The 25,956-nt window shown below is 46.9% G+C and carries 23 protein-coding genes and 1 tRNA gene; 22 read left to right on the top strand and 2 right to left on the bottom strand.

Annotated features, from left to right (window positions below; translation table 11 throughout):
- Positions 1 to 85: 85 nt before the first annotated feature.
- The 13 genes from hisA (at position 86) to GRP75_RS02730 (ending at position 13,237) form a co-directional block, all read left to right on the top strand.
- Positions 86 to 817 (top strand): 1-(5-phosphoribosyl)-5-[(5-phosphoribosylamino)methylideneamino]imidazole-4-carboxamide isomerase, encoded by a 732-nt coding sequence (hisA, locus tag GRP75_RS02790; protein ID WP_160788555.1) that lies wholly within the window; start codon positions 86 to 88, stop codon positions 815 to 817.
- 11 nt (positions 818 to 828) lie between these two features.
- Positions 829 to 1,587 carry an imidazole glycerol phosphate synthase subunit HisF gene (hisF, locus tag GRP75_RS02785; RefSeq protein WP_023986479.1) on the top strand — a complete coding sequence of 253 codons (759 nt, stop codon included), beginning with the start codon at positions 829 to 831 and terminating at the stop codon, positions 1,585 to 1,587.
- Positions 1,584 to 2,315, top strand: a complete 732-nt coding sequence (gene hisIE, locus GRP75_RS02780; RefSeq protein ID WP_028541874.1) for a bifunctional phosphoribosyl-AMP cyclohydrolase/phosphoribosyl-ATP diphosphatase HisIE — start codon at positions 1,584 to 1,586, stop codon at positions 2,313 to 2,315. Before hisF ends, hisIE begins: the two co-directional genes overlap by 4 nt.
- A 36-nt stretch (positions 2,316 to 2,351) precedes the next feature.
- Entirely contained in the window at positions 2,352 to 3,176 is an 825-nt protein-coding gene (hisJ, locus tag GRP75_RS02775) for a histidinol-phosphatase HisJ (protein ID WP_160788554.1), read from the top strand.
- Positions 3,177 to 3,413: 237 nt separating this feature from the next.
- Positions 3,414 to 5,183, top strand: a complete 1,770-nt coding sequence (locus GRP75_RS02770) for a tetratricopeptide repeat protein (RefSeq protein ID WP_160788553.1) — start codon at positions 3,414 to 3,416, stop codon at positions 5,181 to 5,183.
- 39 nt (positions 5,184 to 5,222) lie between these two features.
- The gene (gene trxB / locus GRP75_RS02765) at positions 5,223 to 6,176 is read left to right on the top strand and encodes a thioredoxin-disulfide reductase (protein WP_013308252.1); all 954 of its coding nucleotides are present in this window, start codon (positions 5,223 to 5,225) and stop codon (positions 6,174 to 6,176) included.
- 406 nt (positions 6,177 to 6,582) lie between these two features.
- On the top strand, positions 6,583 to 7,533 hold the full coding sequence (locus GRP75_RS02760) for an ROK family glucokinase (protein WP_013308253.1): 951 nt from the start codon (positions 6,583 to 6,585) through the stop codon (positions 7,531 to 7,533).
- 66 nt (positions 7,534 to 7,599) lie between these two features.
- Positions 7,600 to 8,499: an RNase adapter RapZ gene (gene rapZ / locus GRP75_RS02755; RefSeq protein ID WP_013308254.1), complete on the top strand. Its 900-nt coding sequence runs from the start codon at positions 7,600 to 7,602 to the stop codon at positions 8,497 to 8,499.
- A 12-nt stretch (positions 8,500 to 8,511) separates the two neighbouring features.
- Positions 8,512 to 9,498 carry a gluconeogenesis factor YvcK family protein gene (locus GRP75_RS02750; RefSeq protein WP_023986485.1) on the top strand — a complete coding sequence of 329 codons (987 nt, stop codon included), beginning with the start codon at positions 8,512 to 8,514 and terminating at the stop codon, positions 9,496 to 9,498.
- A 5-nt stretch (positions 9,499 to 9,503) separates the two neighbouring features.
- Complete coding sequence (whiA, locus tag GRP75_RS02745; RefSeq protein ID WP_013308256.1) at positions 9,504 to 10,448, top strand: DNA-binding protein WhiA; 945 nt, start codon at positions 9,504 to 9,506, stop codon at positions 10,446 to 10,448.
- Positions 10,449 to 10,584: 136 nt separating this feature from the next.
- Positions 10,585 to 10,854, top strand: a complete 270-nt coding sequence (locus tag GRP75_RS02740; protein WP_013368811.1) for an HPr family phosphocarrier protein — start codon at positions 10,585 to 10,587, stop codon at positions 10,852 to 10,854.
- Between the two features lie 272 nt (positions 10,855 to 11,126).
- Entirely contained in the window at positions 11,127 to 11,888 is a 762-nt protein-coding gene (locus tag GRP75_RS02735; RefSeq protein WP_076159786.1) for an SIMPL domain-containing protein, read from the top strand.
- Positions 11,889 to 12,127: 239 nt separating this feature from the next.
- Complete coding sequence (locus tag GRP75_RS02730; protein ID WP_160788552.1) at positions 12,128 to 13,237, top strand: PdaC/SigV domain-containing protein; 1,110 nt, start codon at positions 12,128 to 12,130, stop codon at positions 13,235 to 13,237.
- A 126-nt stretch (positions 13,238 to 13,363) separates the two neighbouring features.
- On the opposite strand, the gene clpP is transcribed toward GRP75_RS02730, so the two are convergent.
- Together clpP and GRP75_RS02720 are read right to left on the bottom strand one after the other, a co-directional pair.
- Positions 13,364 to 13,960: an ATP-dependent Clp endopeptidase proteolytic subunit ClpP gene (gene clpP, locus GRP75_RS02725; protein ID WP_013368815.1), complete on the bottom strand. Its 597-nt coding sequence runs from the start codon at positions 13,958 to 13,960 to the stop codon at positions 13,364 to 13,366.
- Between the two features lie 210 nt (positions 13,961 to 14,170).
- A tRNA-Arg gene (locus GRP75_RS02720) sits at positions 14,171 to 14,245 on the bottom strand.
- A gap of 269 nt (positions 14,246 to 14,514) precedes the next feature.
- On the opposite strand from GRP75_RS02720, the gene GRP75_RS02715 reads away from it, so the two are divergent.
- The 9 genes from GRP75_RS02715 to smpB all read left to right on the top strand — a co-directional run bounded on the left by GRP75_RS02715 (position 14,515) and on the right by smpB (position 25,812).
- Complete coding sequence (locus GRP75_RS02715) at positions 14,515 to 15,552, top strand: sugar-binding transcriptional regulator (protein ID WP_023986487.1); 1,038 nt, start codon at positions 14,515 to 14,517, stop codon at positions 15,550 to 15,552.
- Positions 15,553 to 15,646: 94 nt separating this feature from the next.
- On the top strand, positions 15,647 to 16,657 hold the full coding sequence (gene gap / locus GRP75_RS02710) for a type I glyceraldehyde-3-phosphate dehydrogenase (protein ID WP_023986488.1): 1,011 nt from the start codon (positions 15,647 to 15,649) through the stop codon (positions 16,655 to 16,657).
- A 120-nt stretch (positions 16,658 to 16,777) separates the two neighbouring features.
- A complete protein-coding gene (locus GRP75_RS02705; RefSeq protein WP_023986489.1) occupies positions 16,778 to 17,959 on the top strand; it encodes a phosphoglycerate kinase in 1,182 nt (393 codons plus the stop codon).
- 59 nt (positions 17,960 to 18,018) lie between these two features.
- Entirely contained in the window at positions 18,019 to 18,771 is a 753-nt protein-coding gene (gene tpiA / locus GRP75_RS02700; protein ID WP_023986490.1) for a triose-phosphate isomerase, read from the top strand.
- Between the two features lies 1 nt (position 18,772).
- Positions 18,773 to 20,317 (top strand): 2,3-bisphosphoglycerate-independent phosphoglycerate mutase, encoded by a 1,545-nt coding sequence (gene gpmI / locus GRP75_RS02695; RefSeq protein WP_028541876.1) that lies wholly within the window; start codon positions 18,773 to 18,775, stop codon positions 20,315 to 20,317.
- A gap of 63 nt (positions 20,318 to 20,380) precedes the next feature.
- Positions 20,381 to 21,667: a phosphopyruvate hydratase gene (gene eno, locus GRP75_RS02690; protein WP_013308266.1), complete on the top strand. Its 1,287-nt coding sequence runs from the start codon at positions 20,381 to 20,383 to the stop codon at positions 21,665 to 21,667.
- Positions 21,668 to 22,006: 339 nt separating this feature from the next.
- Positions 22,007 to 22,240: a preprotein translocase subunit SecG gene (secG, locus tag GRP75_RS02685; RefSeq protein ID WP_013308268.1), complete on the top strand. Its 234-nt coding sequence runs from the start codon at positions 22,007 to 22,009 to the stop codon at positions 22,238 to 22,240.
- Positions 22,241 to 22,428: 188 nt separating this feature from the next.
- Positions 22,429 to 25,053, top strand: a complete 2,625-nt coding sequence (gene rnr / locus GRP75_RS02680) for a ribonuclease R (RefSeq protein WP_160788551.1) — start codon at positions 22,429 to 22,431, stop codon at positions 25,051 to 25,053.
- 279 nt (positions 25,054 to 25,332) lie between these two features.
- On the top strand, positions 25,333 to 25,812 hold the full coding sequence (smpB, locus tag GRP75_RS02675) for an SsrA-binding protein SmpB (RefSeq protein ID WP_013308270.1): 480 nt from the start codon (positions 25,333 to 25,335) through the stop codon (positions 25,810 to 25,812).
- The last annotated feature ends 144 nt before the right edge of the window (positions 25,813 to 25,956 follow it).

Below are 25,956 nucleotides of genomic sequence, written 5' to 3'. Positions count from 1 at the left end.
GTTTGCAGTTGGAGGTACGCCAACTTTGGTCGTTAATTGATGTAAAGGCATATAGATGTTGAATAGCTCACAAGGGGGTCATACTTTGTTCACGATATACCCAGCGATTGATATTCGCGATGGCAAATGTGTACGACTGGTACAAGGAGATTATAACCAGGAGACGATATACAACGAAAACCCGGTGGAGGTTGCCCAAGAATGGGAGCGTTTGGGCGGCTCCTACATTCACTTGGTTGATTTGGACGGTGCTAAAGCAGGTCAACCGGTGAACGATGAGCTCATTGGGCGCATCGCTTCTGCGGTGCAAGTGCCTGTACAAGTGGGTGGCGGCTTGCGTACACGAGAACATGTGGAGCGGCTGTTGTCGCTGGGCGTGAGCCGTGTGATCTTGGGTACGGCAGCGATTGAGGATCGTGCTTTTACGGAAGCGGTATTGGGTACCTACGGTGATCGGATCGCCATTGGTCTGGATGCACGTAATGGCTATGTGGCCACGCGCGGATGGCTTAAAACCTCGGAGGTTCGAGCGGACGAATTGGCTGCTGAGTTGGCCTCCAAGGGAGCGGAAACGTTCATTTTCACAGACATTTCCCGCGACGGAATGATGCAAGGTCCGAATGTTGAGGCTATCGTAGCCCTTGCGAAAAGCAGTGGACGAACCGTGATCGCTTCCGGTGGTGTCAGCAAGATGGACGATCTAATCACGCTGAGCACCTATGCGAAAGAGGGTGTAGGCGGTGCTATTGTGGGTAAGGCATTGTATACAGGCAGCATTGATTTACAGGTCGCCGTACAAGCTGTAGCAAAGGCATAGGGGGAGTAGGCATGCTGGCTAAACGTATTATTCCCTGCTTGGATGTAAAGGATGGCAGGGTAGTTAAGGGCGTTAATTTTGTGAACTTACGTGATGCAGGCGATCCGGTGGAATTGGCGGCGCTTTATGACCGAGAAGGGGCGGACGAAATCGTATTTCTGGATATTTCTGCTTCAGTTGAAGGGCGTGCCACCATGGAAGAAGTAGTGCGTCAGACAGCTGGGGAAATTGCCATTCCTTTCACCGTAGGTGGCGGGATATCTCATGTTGATGATATGAAACGCATTTTGCGTGCCGGAGCTGATAAAATCGGCGTAAATACGGCAGCTGTCCGTAACCCTCAGCTGATTGCGGAGGGTGCGCGCAGCTTTGGCTCACAATGTATCGTTGTTGCCATTGATGCCAAGTACAACAAGGCGTGGGGCGAGTGGGAAGTGTATACGCACGGAGGCCGCACGCCATCTGGTATCCGCGCCTTGGCCTGGGCCAAGGAAGCTGAGCAGTTGGGAGCCGGTGAGATTCTGCTGACCAGCATGAATGCGGACGGAACCAAGGACGGCTTTGACCTGCCACTGACTTCTGCGGTATCGGATACCGTCGGAATTCCAGTTATCGCTTCTGGTGGTGCAGGCAAACAGGAACATTTCTATGACGTGTTTACGGCGGGCAAAGCGGATGCTGGATTAGCAGCAACGATTTTTCACTATAAAGAAATAGGAATCCCTGAGCTAAAACGGGATTTGAAGCGCAGAGGAGTGGAGATACGATGAGCAACGAATTGAACCAACAGCTATCTCTGGAGCAGATATTGGATAATGTCCGCTGGAATGAAGCAGGTCTTGTCTCGGCGATTGTGCAGGATGATGCTACGCTTCAGGTGCTGACGCTGGCCTATATGAACCGCGAGTCGCTGAAACTATCTTTGGAGTCGGGAGAGACCTGGTTCTGGTCTCGTTCCAGACAGGAACTGTGGCATAAGGGGGCTACTTCGGGGAATACGCAAAAAATCACCTCCATCCAGCTGGATTGTGACGGTGATGCCCTGTTGGTACGTGTCATTCCGAGTGGTCCTGCCTGTCATACAGGAGCAACGAGCTGCTTTTTTCGTGATATTTCCGCGCCAGGAACGGCTGTAGCACCTGTTGCAGGAAATGCAGGAGACCACACGCTGGTAAATGATGTTTCCAATGCTTCAGCAGACCGCTTTGAGGTGCTTGCCCAGCTGGAGGCGATTATTAAGGAGCGCGAAGAGACACGTCCTGAAGGGGCCTATACGACTTATCTTTTTGATAAAGGTGTAGATAAAATCTTGAAAAAGGTTGGCGAAGAAGCATCCGAGACAATCATTGCCGCCAAAAATAAAGATAATGACGAACTGCGCCTGGAGGTCAGCGATTTGATTTATCACCTACTGGTGCTGTTGCAGGAGCGCAAGCTACCGCTCGATGACGTGCTGGCTGAGCTGAATCGCCGTCATGAACGTCCTCGTCGTGATTAGTACGGTTTGTTGTAGTGTTGAAAGGGGGAGGGTCGCATGAAAATCGACTATCATACGCATCACGCCCGCTGCGGGCATGCCATAGGGAGTCTGGAAGAGTATGTGCAGCAGGGAATTCGGCTGGGGCTAGATCAGCTCGGCTTGTCCGATCACATGCCACTACTGCATGTAAAACCGGCTGACTATTATCCGGAAATGGCGATGCCTATGGAGGAGCTTCCCCGATACGTGGAAGAATGTTTGGAACTGAAGGAACGTTTTAAAGGGCAAATTGATATTCGTGTTGGCTTGGAAGGCGACTACATCGAGGGCTGGGAACGAGAAATCGGAGACATCATCACCGCGTATCCCTGGGATTATGTGATTGGTTCCGTCCACTTTCTCGGTGAATGGGATGTCACGGACTTCCGTCAGGTACACCATTGGGAAGGCAAAAATGTGCTTGAGGTGTACCGCACATATTATGATGCGGTTTCTAAGGCGGCAGCTACCGGTTTGTATGACATCATGGGTCATCTGGATGTCATTAAGCGCTTCGGCTATCATCCGAAGCCGGAGGAAATGGAGGAGCTGCGTGAACTGGAGCGCTCCGCACTCTCAGCCGTTGCCCGTAGCGGTCGGGCGATGGAACTGAATGCATCAGGGCTTTCGAAGCCCTGTGCCGAGATGTTCCCGAGCCGCCGCATGCTGGAAGAAGCTTTTTCGCTAGGCATCCCGCTGACCGTAGGATCGGATGCTCATGATCCGGCGAAGCTGTCCGAGCACTTGGAGAAGGCACGCGCGCTTCTATATGAAGTCGGTTATCGCGAGCTTGCCGTATTTCAGCATCGCGAGCGCTCGCTGGTGCCGCTGACGCTTTAATTATTACGTTTATTGGGTCTAAGTATCATATCCAGTGGCTAGCCGAACGCTCCCTATTTATACAGGGAAAAAGCGCTCGGCTATTTAGCGTATTCTTGTATATATATCTATCGGTATACGAGCATGTATCCGTTTTTTGGAATGAGGTAGGATCGACTGTCAAGTCGTTTTGAAGTTGTGGTATACTGAAGGGTATGAACATGCCAGTTACTTTTAAAGGAGGTGCCTTGGTTATTTATGAAAGGGAAACATCTGCGAGTATCGGAACCTAGCCCTAAAATTATTGCTTTGCGTTTCGACGCATCTTTCTTTTTTGAGAAAGCTGTGCGCTCGCTTGATCGCAATCATTATGACAAGGCATTGAAATATTTTCGCAAAGCCGTTGAATATGAACCGGATAATCCGGTGAATCATTGCAATATGGCGGGTATATTATCAGAGATGGGGGATTATGCAGGTTCGAATGAGATCCTGTCCTCTGTTCTAAGTGACGTAGACTCGTCGATGACAGAGTGTTATTTCTATATGGCGAATAATTACGCTAATATGGAGCAGTTTGAAGAAGCGGAGAAAGCATTGGTCACGTACCTGGAGGAGGACGAAGAAGGCCAGTTTCTTGATGAAGCGGAGGAAATGATGGAGCTGCTCTATTATGAGCTGGACCGTCCAACGAAGCTGAACCGCATTAAGGCCCGGCAGGGAGTAGTAGAGCATGATCAGGCTCGTGTCCTGCTGGAGGAGGGGAAATTTGCTCAGGCAGCCCAGTTGCTCAAGCAAATTTCAGAGGAACAACCGGATATGTTCGCTGCGCGGAATAATCTGGCGCTGGCGTATTACTACATGGGATTGTTCCAAAATGCTAAGGCTACCATTATTCAAGTGCTGGAAGATGAGCCGGGTAATTTACACGCATTGTGCAACTTGGCGATCTTTTATCAGCACGAGGGCGGCGGCCCGGAATTGGATCGTCTGGTGCAGACTTTGGCGGTTACTATACCGTTTCAGGAGGAGCAGGTATTCAAGCTGGCGACCACTATGGGGATTCTCGGACGCCACGAGGAGGCCTACAGACATTTCCGCAGGTTGCTTCATGGCGATGGAGAGAACAATGCGGACGCTTCTTTGTACCATTACACGGCGGTAGCTGCCAGCAATACGGGAAGATATGCGGAAGCTCGGCGGTTGTGGAGTCATTTGCAAAAGCAGGATGCTTCCTCGGAAGTTCCGCGGTTTTTCCTGTCCCGACTGGAGGAACTCCAGCAGGAGGGTACACCGCTGCAAGTGCTCAGCTATCATTATCATCTCCCGTTTGAGGAGCAATTCCGCATGTGGGAGAAGTTTGGTGCTGACCAGGTGCCTGACAGCATGAAGAAGGACCCGCTAATCCGATCATCCTTCTTCTGGGCCTTGCGCCACGGGGACCGGGCGACTCAGCTTCAGGTCATTCAGGCGTTAAGCCTGATCGGTGATGATGAGGTGCGTCAGGCACTGGAGTCCTTCGTAGAAGACCCGGACCAGGAGGATGAGCTGAAACGTCGTGCCTTGCAAGTATTGCAAGAGCTGGCGGAGCAGGGTGAGCAGAAAATGTACCCGGAAACGGAACATTCTGATCAGTTGGAGGTTGAGAACGATCCGCATACAATTGAAGGTGATGTATCTGCTTCCCCGGTCGATCCACAATGGCAGGCAGTGCTGGATAAGGTACTGACCGTCATGAGCAAGCCATCAGATCCGGCCATGCAGCACGATTTGAGATCGCTTTGGCTGGAGTATTTGGATCGGCTTGCCCCGGAAGTTCCGATGGTTCAGCATACTGAGGGATGGGCAGCGGCGCTGGAATATTTGACTGCCAAAATGCATCATCATTCAGTCACCTATCAGGAAGTAGCCGATCGTTATGGTATTTCCGTATCGACCGTAAGCCGCTATGCACGCCAGATTGACAGCGTGTGTGGTATCAAACAGAAGCTGAAGCAGCCGCTCTCCACGTTTAAAAAGCAGGTCTGAGACCTGCTCCAAACATCACTTAAAGGAGGCAACAAACGTATGTATAAATCCATAATTATTGGTACAGGTCCTGCAGGCTACACAGCGGCTATTTATTTGGCACGCGCTAACATGAATCCGCTGATCATTGAAGGGATGCAGCCCGGTGGGCAGCTTACTACAACGACCGAAATTGAAAATTTCCCGGGTTTTGAGCAAGGTATCCTCGGGCCTGAACTGATGGATAATATGCGCAAGCAGGCTGAACGTTTTGGCGCTGAATTTACTTCCGGATGGGTAGAGGAAGTAGATTTCAGCAAACGCCCTTTTAAAGTGAAGGTAGAGGGTAAAGGTATCATTGAGGCGGAGTCGGTCATTATTGCTACAGGTGCGTCCGCCAAATATCTAGGCATTCCGGGTGAGCAGGACAATGTAGGTCGCGGAGTCAGCACGTGCGCAACTTGCGATGGATTCTTTTTCCGAGGGAAAAAGATTGTCGTGGTTGGCGGTGGCGATTCAGCCATGGAGGAAGCGAGCTTCTTGACCCGTTTTGCTTCCAGTGTAACCTTGGTCCATCGTCGCGATGAGTTGCGGGCATCCAAAATTATGCAAGATCGTGCGCGTGAGAACGAAAAAGTACATTGGGCATTAAACCGGACTCCTCTGGAAGTTGTGACGGGAGAAGCTGGCTTAAAGGGTTTGAAGGTACACAATAATGAGACCAATCAGGATGAGCTGATTGAGGTAGATGGCGTATTCGTAGCCATCGGTCATACACCGAACACAGGTTTCCTGAACGGACAAATCCATACCGATGAACACGGCTATATTGTAGTGAAGCCAGGCACAACAGAAACGAATATCCCCGGAGTTTTTGCCTGTGGGGACGTACAGGATAACCGTTACCGTCAAGCTATTACGGCTGCGGGAACGGGCTGTATGGCGGCTATGGACTGCGAGAAGTATCTCGAAGGCAGTGCTGTTCACGACTGGAGCGAAACGCTGGATCAATAAAAGCGTGTCTATGGTACACAAAAAGGCTAACGGGAGAGCGAAGGAAACCTCTGTTATGCCGCATCTTTTGTTCAGGAAGAGAAAGCCTGCTGCGTTTGCACAGGCTTTCTCCTTTTTATGATTATAGAATTTATAAGTTTTCAGCGGAGCTGAACAATCTATAATCGCAAGAAAAATTTCCGTTAAGCGTGGTCTGGCTTCCTTGAAAGTACGTCAATAGACGTTTTTCTTATGGGTGCATGAGGTTAAAAATTCCGCTAATCGTACACTTTTCAACAAGGAAGTGTCCTTGACCGTAACGGGGGCTTCAATTATAGTTGGAACGTAGGATTACTATTATGAAGTAGGAATTGTAAGCATATATTTCATACCAGGTTTTTAAGTAAACATAAAGGTGGCTTGGAACATGTCTGAAAGTATCTATGTAGGTGTCGATTTGGGCGGTACCGCGATTAAAGTCGGCATTTGTAATGAAAACGGACAGCTTTTGCACACATATGAGGGACCAACCGAAACCGATAAAGGTGTAGACGTTGTCATCGGTAATATCGAAAAATATGTGCGGCATATTGTTGAGCAATCTCCTTATGAGTGGGATCAACTAAAGGGTGTCGGTGCAGGCGTTGCAGGTTTTACGAATGTTCGTGATGGTATTATTGTCCTCGCTCCTAATATTGGCTTTCGTGACGTACCGATCCGTGCGCTCCTAGAGAACCGGATTGGCAAGCCTGTGAAAATAGACAACGATGCGAATGTTGCTGCGCTGGGTGAGGCTTGGGCTGGTGCAGGCAAAGGCATAGAAAACTGCGTATGCTATACCCTGGGAACAGGAGTAGGTGGCGGCATTATTATAAACGGTAAAATATACCAAGGTTCTTCGGGCATGGCCGGAGAAATTGGCCATATCAGTGTCGTACCTGATCTGGAGGCTATTCAGTGTGGATGCGGCAAAATGGGTTGCTTGGAAACTGTATCTTCCGCAACAGGCATCATTCGTATGGCCAAGGACGCTGTGGAACGTGGCGACCGGACCTCTCTGGCGCTGGAAGATCAAATTGCTGCCAAGGAAGTATTTGATGCTGCTAAAGCTGGAGATGAAGTCGCGCTTCGTATCGTGAACCGTGCTGCTTTCTATTTGGGGAAATCCATGGCAGCGGTTGCCGCTGTGCTTAATCCAGAGTTGTTTATTATAGGCGGCGGTGTTTCTAAAGCAGGCGACTTTTTATTTGAAGAGATGCGTCGCGTATACGCCAAGCTGGCACCTGAACCGCTTCAAAAGGGTGTATATATCGTACCAGCGGTGTTAGGCAATGACGCAGGTATCGTAGGGGCTGCAGGGTTGCTGCTACGCTCCTGATCCACAGGTTATTGATAATACGGGTACTGGCATAGAGCGAAGAAGCAAAAGGAGAGGGAAGTCCATATGACAGATAACCTAAAAAATGCTGCGCCGTGGGCAACGCTCATTATTATTACGGGGATGTCAGGCGCAGGGAAGACCATTGCGGTTCAGAGCCTGGAAGACTTGGGCTTCTTCTGCGTTGATAATTTGCCTCCTGTACTGATTCCCAAATTTGCCGAGTTGATTGAGCAGTCTAACGGTAAAATAGGCAAGGTGGCACTCGTAATTGATTTACGCGGACGAGAATTTTTCACCGCCTTGTCTGAATCGTTGAATTATATTAAAGATCATTTTACGATTCATTGTGAAATTTTATTCTTAAATGCGAATGATGGCGTTCTCGTACAGCGGTATAAGGAAAGCCGTAGACGTCATCCGCTGGCTCCAGACGGCATGCCTTTGGATGGGATTCGGTTGGAGCGCAAGATGTTGGAAGAATTAAAAAGCTCGGCTACACAGGTTATTGATACAAGTGTGATGAAGCCTGCAACCTTAAAGGCGAGGATTATTTCACGATTTTCTCATCTGGAGAGCAGTATGCTTTCCGTGAACATTACTTCTTTTGGCTTCAAGTATGGTATTCCCATTGATGCCGATCTTATATTCGATGTGCGCTTCCTGCCTAATCCCCACTATGTGGACCAACTACGTCCCCACACGGGACAGGATAGCGATGTATATGATTATGTCATGAAATGGCCCGAGACTCAGGCATTCTTGACCAAGTTGCTGGATATGTTACACTTTTTGATTCCGCAATATCGCAAAGAAGGCAAAAGCCAGGTCATTATCGGCATTGGCTGTACTGGCGGTAAGCATCGTTCTGTTGCAATATCGGAGTATTTAGGAAAAATGCTGGGTGCCAGCGAGACAGAATCTGTTTCTGTTTCGCATCGGGATGCTGATCGGGACCGGCATTAATGAGGTGAAATCATGAAAGAGACCGGATCACAACGGGAGCGCCCACGTATTGTTGTTATGGGCGGCGGAACCGGCTTGTCCGTCATGCTGCGGGGCTTAAAGCAAAAGCCGCTAGATATTACGGCTATTGTTACAGTCGCTGACGATGGCGGAAGCTCCGGGATTTTGCGCAGTGAGCTGCAGATGCCCCCTCCAGGGGATATTCGCAATGTGCTGACTGCCTTGGCTGACGTGGAACCAGTGATGTCAGATATGCTGAAATACCGTTTCGGTGCGGGATCAGGATTGTCAGGCCACAGCCTGGGTAATCTGATTTTAGCAGCGATGACCGATATATCGGGAGATTTTGTAACGGCGGTGCGTGAGCTTAGCCGTGTATTTGCTGTCCGGGGACGCGTGCTGCCGGCAGCTGAGGAAGGCGTTGTGCTAAGTGCCGAAATGGAGGATGGCACGGTGATTACGGGAGAGTCCAAGATCCCGGAAGCGGGCGGACGAATCAAACGCGTCTTTCTTGAACCGACTCACGTGGAGCCGTTGCCTGAGGCTGTAGAGGCCATTAATGAGGCTGATGCGATTTTGATTGGCCCCGGCAGTCTATATACCAGCATATTACCGAATTTGCTTGTACCTAAACTCGCTGAAGCTGTAGTAAAATCAGACGCTATCAAAATATTTGTCTGTAACGTTATGACCCAGCCTGGAGAAACCGATGGCTATACGGTAGGAGATCACCTGCAAGCTATTTTTGAGCATGTAGGGCATCATCTCTTCGACTATGTCATTGTAAATAACGGAGAAATTCCACCCCAAGTACAGGAAATGTATGCCGAGCAGGGCGCTAAGCCAGTTCAAGTAGACATGGGCGAGCTGACCGATCGGGGATATAAAGTGGTGGCAGATACTTTAGTTTTGTTCCGTACGTATCTACGGCATGATGCCGACAAATTAAGCCAGCATATTTACCAATTGGTACAAAACTGGATATTAAGAAGGAGGTGAGTCCCTTGTCCTTTGCGGCACAAACGAAAAAAGAGCTTACGATGATTGAAAGCCAGTCCTGTTGTGAGAAAGCGGAACTATCTGCGCTCATACGTATGCTCGGATCCGTACAACTGTCGAATAAAAGGGTGATATTGGACGTGTCCACAGAAAATGCCGCGATTGCAAGGCGGATTTACTCCTTGATCAAGAAGCATTTTCAACTTCATATCGAACTGCTTGTACGGAAAAAAATGCGCTTGAAAAAAAATAATGTGTACATTGTCCGTATTCCCAATGGTGTGCAACAGCTGTTAAAGGATCTTTATATCGTCTCAGAAGGTTTCTTGTTCACTGACGGGATTAATCGGGATATCGTTCGGAAAAACTGTTGTAAGAGGGCTTATTTGCGGGGCGCCTTTATGGCAGGTGGCTCTGTCAACAATCCTGAAGGATCGTCTTACCACCTTGAAATTTCTTCGATGTATGAGGAGCATTGTCAGGCACTCGTTGATCTTGCGAATGAGTTTCACCTAAATGCTCGCTGTATTGAGCGAAAAAAAGGTTTTATTCTCTACATCAAGGAAGGCGAGAAGATCATTGAGCTGCTTAGCATCATTGGGGCGCATCAAGCCTTGTTCAAATTTGAAGATGTACGCATTATGCGCGATATGCGCAATTCCGTAAATCGCATTGTCAATTGTGAAACGGCTAATTTGAACAAGACGATCGGAGCTGCTGTCCGGCAAATTGAGAATATTAAGTTGCTGGAGAGGGAAGTTGGTTTGGAGACCTTGCCGGATAAACTGCGTGAAGTGGCAGAAATTCGTCTCGCTCATCCCGATTTGAATTTAAAAGAAGTCGGGGAAATGCTCAAAGGGGTCGTGAGTAAATCGGGTGTAAATCATCGGCTTCGCAAAATTGATGAGATGGCTGACAAAATCAGGGGCGAAAATGGCCTGATTCCGTAAAAAGAATGTCCGTGGGGCTTTCAGCCCCGGTTTTTTTAGTTTTTTTTCTAGTGTCTGTCCCGGGTTAATGTTATAATGTGATAAATAAAATGGAGTAAGTAGTGTCCAGATTTATTTGATGAGGGGGTAAGCTGACATGTCAAAACATCCGGTAGTCGTACGCTTGAAAACAGGACTGCACGCCAGACCTGCTGCGTTGTTCGTACAGGAAGCGAATAAATATTCATCTGAGATTTTTGTGGAAAAGGAAGACAAAAAGGTTAATGCCAAGAGCATCATGGGTATTATGAGTCTTGCCATCAGTACAGGTACTGAAATCAATATTAGTGCTGAAGGTGCGGACGCCGAACAGGCTGTAAACGCTTTAGTAAGTCTGGTTAGTAAGGTAGAGCTGGAAAATCAATAAACAAAGATTTGCTTTGTGATATGGTGTATGCTCTTAGTGAAAAGCCCCTTTGGGGCTTTTTTTGTATCCAGAAAAAAGTCTTCGAAAACTCTTCCGTTAACTGTTTTATGGATGGATTTGTTGAATATAGAGACTGTATTAAGTTCAAACTATAAATAATTAAGATCCCCGTGGTCATGCTCTGTTTCGGAAATTTGTACGCTTGGCTGCAACCTTTTTCCGTCTTCTCCGTCTGGAAGGTACAAACATTTTCAAGAAAGAGGTTGAATTCAATGAGACTTTGGACAAAAACAGTAGCCACGGCAGTTCTCGCAGGAGCATTAATGGCAGGGGGAGTAGCAGGCGGATTATGGACGGGGGCAGATCGTGCTTATGCTGCGTCAACAGCTTCGACGGTAAACGGTGTAATTAATGTGACTGGAAGCGGGGAAGTATTGGCGAAGCCCGATATTGCTTATCTCTCTATCGGTGTACAATCGGAAGGGAATACGGCAGCCGCTGCTCAAAAAGCCAATGCTACAAAATTGAACAAGGTTACACAACTGCTGAAAGAAAAGTGGAGCATTAGCGCAGATGACATTCAGACCAGCCAGTTTTATGTACAGCCTAACTACACCTATAACGAAAAAGAAGGGCAGAAGCTCAAAGGCTACACTGCCAACCATACACTTTCCGTCAAATACCGCGATTTGGATAAAATCGGTCAGTTGTTGGATGAGGCGACCAAGTCCGGAGCCAATAACGTAGATAATGTACGTTTTTCCGTGGAAGATCCTTCGACTTATGAAGAAGAAGCCATTACTAAGGCATTGGGAAGCGCACAATCTAAAGCCAGTGCTGTAGCTAAGGCAGCCAAACGAGGGTTAGGTGTCCTTGTGAGTGTGACGGTAGATGGCGGAGAAGCACAAATCTTTACACAACGTGAAAATGCCATGTCAAAATCGCTCTTGGACGTAGCAGGTGGCGGGACAGAGATACAATCGGGGCAAGTAACAGTGAAAGTTCAGGTGTCGGCTCAATACGAAATGAACTAATATAGATCATCAAACGAAGCCACAAGCGGCCTGCATCATGTGCAGGCTGGCTTGCTGGCTTTTTTTGTATACCGAAACCTTTTTGTAATGAGTCTGTCATAGCTAAGGGTTATTAGGTGTACATATTGAAATCGGAGAGTGTACAGATTGTAAACTACATACAATAGGGTATAGATATAATATTAAAAGTAGTTATCACACATAGACAATACAGATCATTAACAGGAGGAATATTTAATATGAGTAAGCATGCAATAAAATGGGGTTCAGCACTGCTGGCGGCAGGGATTTTCGCAGGAGTCACAGCTGTTCCCGTTTCCTATATCCAGGCAGCATCGACGAAACAGCAGCAAGCGACAACACAGCAACCAGGAATCACCATCCAATGGAATGGTAAAACGTTGCCCGCTAAAGGTGTCCAAGTGAACGGGAGTACAATGATTCCGGTGGCCGCACTGCGCGACAGCTTGGGGATTCCAGTAAGCTATGATGCGAAAACAGCGACATATACCGTAGGTAGCGGGTACAATAAACTTTACATTATGGCTTCTTCCTCGGATGCCTACGTCAACGTCAATGGAATCAATACACGTAGTATGGATGCCAAACAGATCGCTGGGAAGCTATACATTCCTATGAGTTTGCTGAAAGACTATCTGGGCATAGATGCTCAATGGAATGCAGCTCAGAAAACAGTAACGCTGAGTAAAAGCCAGCTAAATCCGATTACAATTGCGTCTCAAACACTTCCAGCTTCGAGTAGTGCGAAGGTGTCCTACAAGATTAAGTACCCGCAAATCAGCGGTAGCCAGCTGAATTCTGAGGCTCAACAGGCCATTAACAATGTGCTTAAAAAGCATGCAGAAGGTATATTGGCAGCAGGCAAAAAGATGATGGCTGAGGGAGAGGCTACAACAGAAAGACCGTATGAGTTTGGAAATGATTTTGCGATTGCCTATAACAAAGATGGTATTCTGAGTGTGATTATGCAGGACTACTCGTATACGGGTGGCGCACATGGCATGACGGCACGTAAAGGATATACGTTTTCGCTCGCTGATGGTAAACTGCAGCAATTGTCTGACGTATTGAAGGCAAATCCGAACTACAAAAAGTTCCTCAATGCTGATTTGAAGAAAAAAATCGATGCACTTCAGGCTGGCGAAGGATTCGGCAAATTTAAAGAGCTGGCGGCAGATCAGAATTTTTATGTGACGAACAGTGGAGTAACAATCGTGTTTGATTTGTATGATTATGCGCCATACGCGTATGGAATTCCGGAGTTTACCTACTCGTTCGGTCAATTGCTGCCTCAAGGCGAAAAGCCTTTTGCGGGACAGAATGAATAGTAGAAATAAATAAGTCCAATTGTCTATAACCTAAAAAACAATAATGCAAAAAAGCTGCCTACCGGATAAGAAAGTCCGGAGCAGCTTTTTCATTTACCAGTTATCGAAAGAGGTGAATTTCTTCTCTTATACACCTTCTGGAGAGGAGCTAGTTAGCACTTTATCAATAATACCGTATTCCTTGGCATCATCAGCAGACATGAAGTAGTCACGGTCTGTATCTTTTTCAATGCGCTCCAGTGGTTGGCCTGTGCGATCTGCGAGAATGCGGTTCAGTTTATCACGCATTTTCAGAATGCGGCGTGCGCGGATTTCGATATCCGTTGCCTGACCTTGTGCACCACCCAGTGGTTGGTGAATCATAATTTCACTGTTTGGCAAAGCGAAACGTTTACCTTTGGCGCCTGCATTCAGCAAAAACGCGCCCATGGAAGCCGCCATACCTACGCAAATCGTAGATACGTCAGGTTTAATGTATTGCATCGTATCGAAAATGGCCATACCAGCTGTAATGGAACCGCCAGGGCTGTTAATATACAAGTGAATATCTTTTTCAGGATCTTCGGCAGCCAAAAACAGCATTTGCGCAATTATAGAGTTGGCTACAACGTCATTGACGTCCGAGCCTAACAAAATAATGCGATCCTTTAACAGTCTGGAATAAATGTCATAGGCGCGTTCGCCGCGGTTACTTTGTTCTACTACCATAGGAACATAGCTCACGTCAAAAAACCTCCCTTAAATATCGTTAGTGGATTTGGTGGACATGCCGATTACACGTCCCTTATTTATAAACTGTTACCGTAATAACCACATGATAAACAATTTCAAACAAAAAGTCAAAGAAAGTCAAACTAATGATTAAAAAAAAGAGCCCTCAGCGCTCTTATGGGTTAAAACATTATATAGAAGCATCTAAGCGTTCATTTAAAATGGCGCGCCCGCGAGGAATCGAACCTCGATCTCAGGCTCCGGAGGCCTACGTCATATCCGTTGGACCACGGGCGCATAGTTGATTCAATGCAAACAACTAACTAATTAAACAGCTAATTGGAAACAAAGATGATTATATGATATACAGCAGTGAATTGCAAGCTTTTATTAAATGCGCATATTCAGATAAATGGTTGAGAAATATAGGTTCAGATAGACTTGCATATGGAGCAAATATTGGTTAAGATATACGTGGGACTTAAAAAGTTATCCCGGGACGTTTTGAGACCAGTTAGAGATAGAGCATTAGAGACAGAACTTAGAAGTGTGCGGGAGTGGAAAGCATGCGAAAGATATTAGAAATACAGAAGCAGCTTCTGCCCGACCTCATGGATGTTTTGAAAAAAAGGTACACGATCCTGCATCAGATTATGCTGTCCGATGTTGTTGGACGCAGAACACTGGCAGCTTCACTGAACATGACTGAGCGCGTGTTGCGCGCCGAAACCGATCTTCTTAAAGCTCAGGGGCTAATTGAGATTGAGAGTGTAGGCATGAAGGTGAGCAAAGCAGGACTGGATCTGCTGGAACAGCTGGAGCCGATTGCGAACAACTTGTTCGGCCTGTCCCAATTGGAGGACCAGATTCGTCAAGCCTATGGTTTGAGGAAGGTGGTTGTCGTTCCAGGGGATTCGGATGCTTCTCCGTTAACAAAGCAGGAGCTGGGGCGCGCTGGAGCAAAAGCGTTGCTGAGTGTTATGGACGACGAGGATGTGGTCGCTGTAACAGGTGGCACGACAATTGCCGACGTGGCGGAACAACTGGCACTACCTTCTAATGGCCCACTTAAGGGTGGGTGGTTTGTACCGGCACGCGGGGGTTTGGGAGAAAGCATGGAAATGCAGGCCAACACAATTGCTTCCACAATGGCTCGCAAGGTAGGCGCTCAATACCGTCTGCTCCATGTACCGGATTTGCTCAGCAATCATGCTTACAACTCCTTGCTTGAAGATACGAACATTCAGGATATATTGAACCTGATTCGCGAGAGTCGTATCATCATTCACGGGATAGGCAACGCCATAGCGATGGCACATAGACGTAAACTTGATCCCGAAACCTTTGCCCAGATCAGCAGTGAAGGAGCGGTAGCCGAATCGTTTGGTTATTACTTTAACGAAGATGGCGTCGTTGTTCACAGAATGCTGACGCTTGGACTCCGATTGGAAGACATTAGGCGTACCGATACGGTTCTAGGTGTAGCTGGAGGCAAAAACAAGGCGGCCGCTATTCATGCGGTACTGCGTTTCGGGCAAGAGGACATTCTAGTCACCGACGAAGGCGCTGCTGTTGAGATTGTAAGTCGTTATTTAAATGATTAATATAGGATTTATGAATAATGTTGTCTTGACGGGCTTTCGGGTCTGTCTTGAATATATAAAACTAAACTAAACGAACTTTGGGAGGAACTCACTCATGACAGTTAAAGTTGGTATTAACGGTTTCGGACGTATTGGACGCCTTGCTTTCCGCCGGATTCAAAATGTGGAAGGTATTGAAGTAGTAGCAATCAATGACTTGACAGATTCCAAAATGTTGGCACATTTGTTGAAATATGATACAACACAAGGTAATTTCCAAGGACAAGTAGAAGTACATGACGGCTTCTTCAAAGTAAACGGTAAAGAAGTTAAAGTTTTGGCTAACCGCAACCCTGAAGAACTGCCTTGGGGAGACCTGGGTGTAGACATCGTTCTGGAATGTACAGGTTTCTTCACAACTAAAGAAGCTGCTGAGAAACATTTGAAAGGCGGCGCTAAAAAAGTTGTTATCTCCGCTCCAGCTACTGGCGACATGAAAACTGTCGTTTACAACGTAAACCATGAAATTCTGGACGGAACTGAAACTGTAATCTCCGGTGCTTCTTGCACAACAAACTGCCTGGCTCCTATGGCTAAAACACTGCAAGATAAATTTGGTATCGTTGAAGGTTTGATGACTACAATTCATGCTTACACTGGCGACCAAAACACTTTGGATGCTCCACATGCTAAAGGTGACTTCCGTCGTGCTCGTGCAGCAGCTGAAAACATCATCCCTAACACAACTGGTGCTGCTAAAGCAATCGGTTTGGTTATCCCTGAGTTGAAAGGTAAATTGGATGGCGCGGCTCAACGTGTTCCAGTACCTACAGGTTCCCTGACTGAGCTGGTAACAGTTCTGGAGAAAAACGTAACTGCTGAAGAAATCAACGCTGCGATGAAAGAAGCATCCGATCCTGAAACTTATGGATACACTGAAGATCAAATCGTTTCTTCCGACATCAAAGGTCTTACTTTCGGTTCTTTGTTTGATGCAACTCAAACTAAAGTTCTGACTGTTGGCGACAAACAACTGGTGAAAACTGTAGCTTGGTATGACAATGAAATGTCTTACACTGCACAATTGATCCGCACGTTGGAATACTTCGCAAAACTGGCTAAATAAGAACAGTCTTATTGAGCAACATCATAGAGCGGAAACAGGTTATTGTTTCCGCTCTTTATATATCAAATGTGCCTTGAATTCCTGATTCGTAAAATTATAAGGGTGCGGAGGAATATGGAGATGAACAAAAAGAGCGTACGTGATATAGAACTGAATGGAAAACGGGTGTTTGTTCGTGTAGATTTTAACGTTCCGGTTGAGGACGGTAAAATTACGGATGACAAGCGTATTCGTGAAACCTTGCCAACCATTAACTACCTGATTGAAAAAGGTGCAAAAGTTATTTTGGCGAGTCACTTTGGACGTCCAAAAGGTCAGGTTGTTGAATCCATGCGTCTGACTCCTGTTGGCGTACGTTTGTCTGAGCTGCTGAAAAAACCAGTAGTTAAAGTGGACGAATCGGTAGGCGAAGCTGTTAAAGCGAAAGTGGCTGAACTGCAAAACGGCGACGTGCTGTTGCTTGAAAATGTACGTTTCTATGCAGGAGAAGAAAAGAATGATCCTGAATTGGCGAAGCAATTTGCTGAATTGGCAGACGTTTTCGTGAATGACGCATTTGGTGCAGCACACCGTGCTCATGCTTCCACAGAAGGTATCGCGCATCTTCTTCCGGCTGTTTCCGGCCTGCTGATGGAGAAAGAATTGTCTGTAATCGGTAAAGCTCTTTCAAACCCAGATCGTCCTTTTACAGCCATTATCGGCGGTTCCAAGGTAAAAGACAAAATCGACGTGATCGACAACCTGCTGAATATTGCAGATAACGTAATCATTGGTGGCGGTTTGGCTTATACATTCTTCAAAGCTCAAGGTCATGAAGTGGGTCAATCCCTACTGGATGAATCCAAATTGGACGTAGCTCTTGGATTTATCGAAAAAGCGAAGAAGCTCGGCAAAAACTTCTACCTTCCGGTTGATATTGTGGTATCTGACGATTTCAGCGCTACGGCGAACACAAACATTGTGGATATCGACGGCATTCCTTCAGATTGGGAAGGCGTGGACATCGGACCGAAAACACGTAAAATCTATGCAGATGTTATCAAAAACTCCAAATTGGTTGTTTGGAATGGACCAATGGGTGTATTTGAAATCGAACCTTTCGCTGGTGGTACTCGTGAAGTAGCGGAAGCTTGCGCAACAACTGAAGCATACACCATCATTGGTGGCGGTGATTCAGCGGCTGCGGCTGAAAAATTCCACTTGGCTGACAAAATGGATCATATCTCCACTGGCGGCGGCGCATCTCTGGAATTTATGGAAGGCAAAGCACTTCCGGGTGTTGTTGCACTGAACGATAAATAATCAAACGCACTATGCGTGAATAAAGCTTTAGGGCACCTAATAGTTAGGAGTTGAAACCATTGAGAACACCGATTATCGCGGGTAACTGGAAGATGTTTAAAACCGTACCAGAAGCTAAAACTTTCATCGAAGAGATCAAAGGCAAAGCAGAGGTTGCAGGAGTGGAAAGCGTGATTTGCGCACCATTTACGAATCTTCCTGCTCTGGTTGAAGCAGTAAAAGGCACGTCTATTAAAATTGGCGCACAAAACCTGCATTTTGCAGAAGATGGTGCATTTACAGGTGAAATTAGCGGTGGAATGCTGAAAGATCTGGGCGTAGACTACGTTGTGATCGGACACTCCGAGCGTCGTGAATATTTTAATGAAACAGACGAAACGGTGAACAAAAAGGTTCATGCGGCATTCCGTCATGACCTGACTCCAATCGTATGTGTAGGCGAAAAGCTGGAAGATCGTGAAGCTGGACAAACTAAAGAGGTTGTAAAAGTGCAAACTGTAGCAGCTTTTGCTGGTTTGGCTAAGGATCAGGCTGCACAAGTAGTTGTTGCTTATGAGCCAATCTGGGCCATCGGAACAGGCAAATCCTCCACTTCGCAGGATGCGAATGAAGTGATTTCCTATATCCGTAGTCTGATTAAAGAGCTGTATGATGAAAATACAGCAAATGCTGTACGTATTCAGTATGGTGGCAGTGTAAAACCTGAAAATGTTACTGAGTACCTGGGTCAAAGCGATATCGACGGCGCGCTTGTGGGCGGTGCCAGTCTTCAACCGGCGTCGTACATCGCGCTTGTTGAGGGGGCGAAGTAAGATGACAGCACCAAAACCGGTAGCTTTAATTATTATGGACGGGTTCGGATTGCGTGACACCGTAGAAGGTAATGCGGTTGCGCAGGCCAACAAACCGAATTACGACCGGTATTTACAACAGTATCCTCATACAACGCTGACGGCTTCTGGCGAAGCAGTGGGTCTGCCTGAAGGACAAATGGGTAACTCCGAAGTAGGTCACTTGAACATCGGCGCAGGCCGAATTGTATATCAAGACTTGACTCGTATTTCGAAGTCCATTCGTGACGGCGAGTTCTACGACAATGAAACACTGGTTAAAGCAGTGCAACATGCTAAGAAGAACAACACGAAACTTCACCTGTACGGACTGTTGTCTGACGGCGGCGTGCATAGCCATATCAGCCATCTGTTCGCTATGCTGGACTTGGCGAAAAAAGAAGGCTTAACTGAAGTGTACATTCATGCTTTCATGGATGGACGCGACGTTATGCCTGACAGCGGCGTAGGCTTCATGCAGCAACTGATCGCCAAAATTCAAGAAGTGGGCGTAGGCAAAATTGCGACTGTACAAGGACGCTATTATGCTATGGACCGCGACAAACGTTGGGAACGTGTGGAGAAATCTTACCGTGCAATCGTATACGGAGAAGGCCCTCAATACACAGATCCAATGGAAGCATTGAAAGAATCGTATGAAAAATCAGTGTTCGACGAATTTGTGGAGCCAACGGTTATTGTGAAGGCTGACGGAAGTCCTGTAGGGCTGGTCGAAAGCAATGACTCTGTTATCTTCCTCAATTTCCGTCCTGACCGTGCGATTCAACTGTCTCAGGTATTTACAAACGCGGACTTCCGTGGTTTTGACCGTGGCCCGAAATTGCCTAAAGATTTGCACTTTGTTTGCCTGACGTTGTTCAGCGAAACGGTTGAAGGCTTTGTAGCTTATGAACCGAAAAACCTGGATAACACGTTTGGTGAAGTGTTGGTTCAAAACAACAAAAAGCAATTGCGTATTGCTGAGACTGAAAAATATCCGCACGTTACTTTCTTTTTCAGTGGCGGACGTGATGTGGAGCTTCCTGGCGAAACTCGTATTTTGATCAACTCGCCTAAAGTGGCTACATATGACTTGCAGCCAGAAATGAGTGCGTATGAAGTAGCGGATGCTGCTGTTAAGGAAATCGAAGCCGACAAGCATGATGCGATTATCCTGAACTTTGCCAATCCGGATATGGTTGGACACTCCGGTATGCTGGAGCCAACAATTAAGGCGGTAGAGACGACGGATGAATGTGTTGGACGTGTTGTAGATGCGGTTAAAGCCAAAGGCGGCGTGGTTATTATCATTGCTGACCATGGTAACGCGGATATGGAAATTGATGAGCAGGGACGTCCGTTCACAGCTCACACAACTAATCCGGTTCCGTTCATTTTGACTGACGAAAATATCGTTTTGCGTGAGCATGGAATACTGGCTGACGTAGCTCCAACGCTTCTGGATTTGATGCAACTTCCGCAACCTGCGGAAATGACAGGAAAATCTATGATTGCATCCCGCAAGTAAGCTTGATTTAATAAGTATAGGCTTGACCAATAAATCATGATTCACAAAGGAGATTAAGTACAAATGACTATTATTTCTGACGTGTACGCTCGCGAAGTCCTCGACTCCCGTGGTAACCCAACGGTTGAAGTTGAAGTATATCTGGAATCCGGTGCTATCGGTAGTGCTATCGTTCCTTCCGGTGCCTCCACAGGCGCTCACGAAGCTGTAGAGCTTCGTGATAACGATAAATCCCGTTACCTGGGTAAAGGCGTTCTGCAAGCTGTTAAAAACGTGAACGAAATTATTGCTCCTGAAGTAATCGGCTTGGATGCTGTGAACCAAGTAGAAATCGACACGCTGATGATCAAATTGGATGGTACACATAACAAAGGTAAATTGGGTGCAAACGCAATTCTGGCTGTATCCATGGCTGTAGCTCGCGCTGCTGCTGAAGCTCTGGGCTTGCCACTGTACACTTACCTGGGCGGATTCAATGCTAAACAATTGCCAGTGCCAATGATGAACATCGTTAACGGTGGCGCTCATGCCGACAATAACGTTGACGTACAAGAGTTCATGGTTCTGCCTGTAGGCGCTCCTACATTCAAAGAAGCTCTGCGTGTAGGCGCAGAAATCTTCCACAACCTGAAATCCGTACTGAACTCCAAAGGTTTGAACACAGCTGTTGGTGATGAAGGTGGTTTTGCTCCTAACTTCAAATCTAACGAAGAAGCTCTGTCCACTATTATCGAAGCGATCGAAAAAGCTGGTTACAAACCAGGTGTTGACGTATTCCTCGGTATGGACGTTGCCTCCACTGAGTTCTTCAAAGATGGAAAATACACTTTGGAAGGCGAAGGCAAATCCTTCACTTCTGCTGAGTTCGTTGACCTGCTTGCTTCTTGGGTTGATAAATACCCAATCATCACTATTGAAGATGGTTGCTCCGAAGATGACTGGGAAGGTTGGAAATTGCTCACTGAAAAATTGGGCAACAAAATCCAATTGGTTGGTGACGACCTGTTCGTAACAAACACAGAGCGTCTGGCTAAAGGTATCGATGAAAACATCGGTAACTCCATCCTGATCAAAGTAAACCAAATCGGTACGCTGACTGAAACTTTCGATGCTATCGAATTGGCTAAACGCGCAGGATACACAGCTGTTATTTCTCACCGTTCCGGTGAATCCGAAGACAGCACAATCGCTGATATCGCTGTTGCAACAAATGCTGGCCAAATTAAAACAGGTGCTCCTTCCCGTACTGACCGTATTGCGAAGTACAACCAATTGCTCCGCATTGAGGATCAACTGGGTGAGCTGGCTCAATACCACGGCCTGAAATCTTTCTACAACCTGAAAAAATAATATTGCGCAAAAATGCTGATGGCGCCTCTGACTCATGGTTCATGATCACGAAGTCTGAACGCTCAAAGCTTTTACGCATTAAAAAACAGACCTACTCGCCACCGCGGGCAGGTCTGTTTTTTTGTTATTATGGATGTGTATGAGAATACATAACTTTGCAAAGGCTTAATGGCTGAGTGACTTGTATAACTGTTGTTATCTACTGGAAGCTGTGGTAGAATAAAAATAGTGTTTTGCGTTAATTTCCGGCTATTTATAACATGATATGTACATGTTTTCATAAAAGAGGCTGTGTTGTTTTGCAAAACAGATGTATAAGCTCAGGAGGTGGGATTTTTCATGGAAATCTTTTTGAAAGTGCTGCTCGTTGTGTTCTCGATTGCTGTTATTGCGGTTGTTTTACTGCAAAAGGGGAAAAGCGCAGGTTTGTCCGGTGCCATCTCTGGCGGTGCTGAGCATCTGTTCGGCAAAACAAAAGCTCGCGGTATGGATTTGATTTTACAACGTGCAACTGCTGTTTTGGGTGCGGGTTTTATGATCGTTTCTGTTTTAGTTGCATTTTTTGCAAAATAAGATAAATATGTACCTTAAGCCTTCGTTTCGCGGGAAACGGGGGCTTTTTTTAGATTTTGGACAGGCAGGGATGCCGTCGATTAAATTCGTGTATACTAGGGTATGAGTATATTAAGAGCCTTGTATCAGGAACAAGGACATGCGGATTTATTACTGAAAATTAAAGGTCACCCGAGGTGGACAATATTATGATAACAGAGCAACAACTACTCGATTTTATGCGCGAGACTGCATACAAACCCATGACTTACCAGGAGCTGGAGCAGCACTTTGATATTAAGGATGCGGAGGATTTCCGTGAATTTCTTAAGCTCTTGAATTCCTTGGAGGAAGAGGGGAAAATCCTGCTGACCAGCACAAACCGTTATGGCGTGCCGGAACGGATGGATTTGCAGCGTGGGCGTTTGCAGGCTCATGCCAAGGGATTTGCCTTTCTGATTCCAGAGGACCGGGAGCACCCGGATGTATATATTCATGCGAACGACTTAAAAAGTGCGATGAATGGAGATACGGTACTGGTAAGAGTGTCCTCGAAGGGACCTGTGGGCGGTCGATTAGAAGGTGAAGTTGTACGGATCGTGAAGCGTGCAGTGCTTCAAGTAGTAGGCGTGTTTCAGAGCCACGAAGCATATGGTTTCGTTCTGCCGGATGATAAGCGTATTAACCGGGATATTTTCATTCCAAAAACAAGCTTCAATGGAGCCGTAAACGGTCAAAAGGTCGTTGTGCGTATTGTGAGCTATCCAGAAGGACGAGCAGCGGCGGAAGGCGAAGTGTTGGAAGTTTTGGGTCATAAGGATGATCCGGGCGTCGACATTTTGTCAGTTATTCGCAAGCATCAGCTTCCGGAAGCTTTTCCAGATGAAGTTACAGAGGAAGCGGAGAATGCTCCCGACGCGATTACGGAAGAAGAGATTGTACGTCAGGGACGGCGCGATTTGCGTGATAAGATCATTGTTACCATTGATGGTGAGGATGCTAAAGACCTGGATGATGCTGTAAATGTAGAGCGCTTGCCGAACGGGAACTACCGTCTGGGCGTTCATATTGCCGACGTAGGGTATTATGTGCGTGAGAACTCTAAGCTGGATCAGGAGGCATATAACCGCGGTTGTAGCGTGTATTTGGTTGACCGTGTCATTCCTATGCTTCCACATCGACTTTCGAACGGAATATGTTCTTTGAATCCACAGGTGGATCGACTGACTTTATCCTGTGAGATGGAATTCAATGAGCATATGAAGGTTGTAAAGCATGATATTTTCACCAGTGTGATTAAAACGAAGGAACGGATGACGTACACTAACGTTCGCAAAATCCTCGAAGAGGAAGATGCTGAACTGATGGAACGGTACAAGGATCTCGTTGATGTATTCGGCACGATGAAGGAATTGGCATTGAAGCTGCGTGCTAATCGAATGCGCCGAGGTGCGGTTGATTTTGATTTTGATGAAGCTAAAGTGATTGTGGATAATGAAGGAAAAGCTGTAGATATTGTGAAGAGAGAGCGTACGATAGCTGAACAAATTATTGAAGAGTTTATGTTGGCGGCCAATGAAACGGTAGCCGAACATTTCCATTGGCTCAAAGTACCTTTCTTGTACCGGATTCATGAGGACCCAGATCCAGAGAAGCTGCAAAACTTTATGGCTTTCGCGGCTAATTTTGGGCATCAGATCAAAGGTAGAGGAAATTCCATTCATCCCCGTGCACTGCAAACGTTGCTGGAAGATATTCAGGGTACGAAGGAGCAAACCGTGCTTAGCACGATGATGCTGCGTTCGATGAAGCAGGCAAAGTATGATGCGGAAACGACAGGACATTTTGGGCTAGCAGCAGAGTATTACTCTCATTTTACATCGCCGATTCGTCGTTACCCTGACTTGGTGATTCACCGTGTCATTCGTGAGGTATTGGAGAATGGCGGGGCTTTAACAGCCGAGCGTCAGGAATATTTGACTGCACGTATGCCTGATATTGCGCAGCAATCTTCTGAGCGTGAACGTGTGGCTGTGGATGCAGAACGTGATACAGAGCAGATGAAAAAGGCTGAATACATGCTGGACAAGGTCGGCGAGGAATTCGAGGGGATCATCAGCAGTGTAACCAGCTTTGGGATGTTCATTGAGTTGGACAATACAGTGGAGGGTCTGACGCGTCTGAGTGCGCTTACGGACGACTATTATCACTTTGACGAGCAGCATATGGCGTTGATTGGCGAACGCACCTCCAAGGTGTTCCGCATTGGGGATGAGGTTAAGGTTCGCGTCGCGCGTGTGAACATGGAAGATTACACAATTGACTTTGAACTTGTCGATATGAAGCAACGGCAACGCCGTGAACGGACGGGCGGTTCAGGACAGGGCGGAGGTTTTGCGCGTGGCGGTGAGGGCCGAGGTAAAGGCAAACCCCATGAAGGGCGCGAACGTAAGGGTGGTAAAGACAAGGCTGGCAGGGAGCGTAAAGGCGGTCGTGATGCTGCCGGGAAGCCTAAAGAAGCCGGTTCAGGCGTAGGTGGCGGAGGTATTAGCACCGCAGGTCGTTCAGGGCGCGGCGGTGGAAACGGAGCTGGAGCCGGCTCAGCTAGCAGCTTCGGCTTTGGCAGTGGCAAGGGCGGGTATAACTCGCCAGCATCCGGGGCAAGCAAGCGACGGAAGAAGACGTCTGCCAGCGGTATTTTCATCGGCGGAGCAGCTACACCAGGTAGTGATGCCAGACCAAACGGTGAAGGCGCAGCACGTCGCAAGCGGAAGAATAAGGGCGGAAGTGGCGGCAATAGCACCGCGGGCTTTGTGCGGAAAAAGAAGAAGTAGGTAGCTAGAGCTTACTTACTTTGAAGGCTGGAGCTTTCATTGCAGTGTATGAAGCTGATTTGAAGCATAGGTATACGTGCGGTTTCTGTCTGCTGTATTGGATGGAAGCCGCTTGGTTTTAAGTGTGATATAAGTGCAGTTAGAAATGTAGAAGGCTTGACCTTTCTTGCTTTTACCATCTGAAATTTGTTACAATATATTTCTAGGTGGCTCTTTGTAGCCGGATTTTGATGCCTGGATTTCAAGAGTGAATTACGTTATTCATAAGGAGTGGTATTCATGGGTAAGAAGGCAGACGGGAAAGTGCTCGCCCAGAACAAAAAAGCTTCCCATGACTATTTTATTGAGGACACTTACGAGGCGGGCATGGTGCTAACGGGAACAGAAATTAAGTCTCTACGGAATGGTCGCTCTAATATAAGTGACGCATTTGCTACGATCCGTAACGGCGAAATTCATATTCACAATATGCATATCAGTCCCTTTGAGCAAGGCAATCGTAATAATCCTACTGATCCGACCCGTACGCGTAAGCTGCTGTTGCATAAAGAGCAGATTCGCAAACTTATCGGATTGTCCAAACAGGAAGGCTACACGATTGTTCCGTTAAAGATTTATGTTCGCAATGGTTATGCCAAGCTTTTGCTCGGACTGGGTAGAGGTAAAAAACAGTATGATAAACGTGATGCTGCCGCTAAACGTGATGCACAGCGTGATATCCAGCGCGCTTTGCGTGAGAAACAGAAAATTGCGAGATAAGTTGCTGTATTATTGTATGGTACAAATTACGTGGAGAAGTTACTTGTTCCTGTAATGGTGCTATTTTATAAGGCTTAAATGGCTTCATTTCGTTTCGTAATGACCTGTAATATGCTATACTAACGAAGTAGTCAGTTTTAAAGC

Source organism: Paenibacillus sp. OT2-17 (assembly GCF_009827695.1).
GTDB lineage: Bacteria > Bacillota > Bacilli > Paenibacillales > Paenibacillaceae > Paenibacillus > Paenibacillus polymyxa_B.
The sequence above is the reverse complement of the archived record's forward strand: the minus strand, read 5'-3'. Positions and strand labels throughout refer to the sequence as shown.